1 protein-coding gene is annotated in these 2,103 nt (G+C 39.6%); it reads right to left on the bottom strand.

The window, feature by feature from the left end; translation table 11 throughout:
• Nucleotides 1–1,640, bottom strand: a 1,640-nt coding sequence (locus tag WB217_RS04085; protein ID WP_423990892.1) for an immune inhibitor A domain-containing protein, incomplete at its 3' end; no start/stop codon positions are given.
• Nucleotides 1,641–2,103 lie beyond the last annotated feature (463 nt).

Genomic DNA, 2,103 nt, shown 5'->3' with positions numbered 1-2,103 from the left:
TCTGCAACGTTTGTATCGCCGATTTTATCAAGCTCTACTTCTTCGCCATCAGCAGTAACCGCAGTTACATAAACATAATCATAATCGAATTCAACTTCATAGTTAGCTTTATAACTAAATTCAGCGTTTGCAGCATTTGTTAAATCGAACTCAGGAGTTTCCAATGCAGTATGAAGATCATCACCTTTTTGGCTGTAGTAATACTTGCTGCCAAACTCAGGCTCGATTCCCTTTACTTCCTTCTTAGGAAGATTTACTTTTACAATACCTGCATTTTTGGATTTAGTAACACTCTGGTCAATGACTGCTGCCATGCCATTTTTATCAATGTCTTCGTAATTCACTTCCGTAATGTTGGCCCAGTTGCCGCCAATTGTCTTCTGGAAGAATTCTTTATTTTGTGGAGAGAAGCTAGGTGCTTCCGTTCCTGCGATATTGCCGTTCCAGCTTCCGCCGCTCATGATGGACCATGATGCAACCGGGTCGCCATTGCCAGTGTATTGAGTGTCATACTCATCTGGAAGACCTAAGTCATGTCCAAATTCGTGCGCGAATACGCCGACTGCTCCGTCTTCAGGCTCGATTGTGTAATCGAATGCAGCCATTCTTCCTTCTTTCCAGTAGTCAACATTTGCCTTTGTATTTGGTACAGAATAAACGCCGCCCAAATTCCAGCGGTGTGACCAGATTGCATCATCACCAATTGCTCCGCCGCCAGCTTCCTGTCCAACACCTGCGTGTAGAATCATCAAGTGGTCGACCAAGCCGTCAGGTTCGTTTTGATCTCCGTCACCATCAAGGTCATACTGGTCAAACTTATCGTAGTCTGCCAAGTTAATACCAGAAGCTACTGCTGCATTCAAAGCATCCTTTACTAAGCCGCGAGGTCCTTTTGTACCTGGGTTATTATCATGGCCACCTTCAGGATTATCGCTGCCATAGTCTTTGTAGTTTCCAGGTACTGTCAGCCAATCAGAAACCTTTCCATCCACTGTATAGCTTCCGCCGGATTGCTCTTCATAATATTGTTTGAAGGTTTTTACTTTCTCACCATTAAAAAGTGTGAAATCTTCGTCTCCAAACAGCATTTTTTCATAATGTTCTTTGTTGAAGTCATCAGAATACATATAGCCTGGTTCCTGCTCAATGCTGTTATGCTTGAAGTCAGCATATTCTACAAGAAGGACAAGAACCTCATCCTCACGTACATCTCCGTTATAAGGCGCCTGCTTTGCAGAATCTACTTTAGCTGCACCAGTCGGCTTACCTTTTTTAAAGTTTTCGTGACCCTTATCAAGCTGTTTTTTAAGCTTGTCCTTTTGCTTTGTTACAAAATCCTTTGCCTTATTATCAAACTCTTTTTGTTCCTTTGTTAATTCCTTGTCAGCTTGCCCTGGCTTTTCACCTTGCTTCTGCTTGATATACTTTTGTACTGCTTTAATCACTTCTTCTTTAGAAGCACCTTTAGCAATCAATCCTCTTTCCTGTAATGCTTTTGCCAAACGATCCTGGTCGACAATATTTAAATCTATCGGTGCGGATACAGGCGTTGTTGATGCAGCTGCATGTTTTGGAGCTGCAGTCGTTCCTGCAAACGTACCAGCAAATAAAGTGGAAGCGAAAACAGCGCTTGCCGCCATGCTGGATAGAACCTTTAATGAATTTTTCTTCTTCAAGAGAATACCCCCTGCTATTTCAATAGTTTTGATTTTTCATATTTTCTGAAGAATCTGATTGTAATATTAGCAAGGTTTTGTAATATTGTAAATTTTTAAAATATAGTAACATTATCCTATAAAAACTAGTATTTTTAACTCCAAAATGATGTTATTTAATATTGAATGGCTCTTTTAACCTATTTTCCATTTAGAAATAAGTGTAAATTAAACTATTTTAATACATTTTGATATTGGGAAATTTTCTTTCGCTACTCTAAATTTGATTCTAATGGACTATAAGGAAATTAGTGGAACTCTCTCTTTTTTTACAAATTCGTCCTTGAGGAGACCATTCTTTTAAACAAAAAAAGAAGAGCGCAAGCGCCCTTCCTGCTAATCTATTAATTTAACTTTGTTACACGGCCTTCGATTTGCGGATTAACAG

Origin of the sequence: Mesobacillus sp. (assembly GCF_049588175.1) — a bacterium.
In the GTDB taxonomy this organism is placed as follows: domain Bacteria; phylum Bacillota; class Bacilli; order Bacillales; family Cytobacillaceae; genus Mesobacillus.
This window is presented reverse-complemented; position numbering and strand designations above follow the sequence as displayed.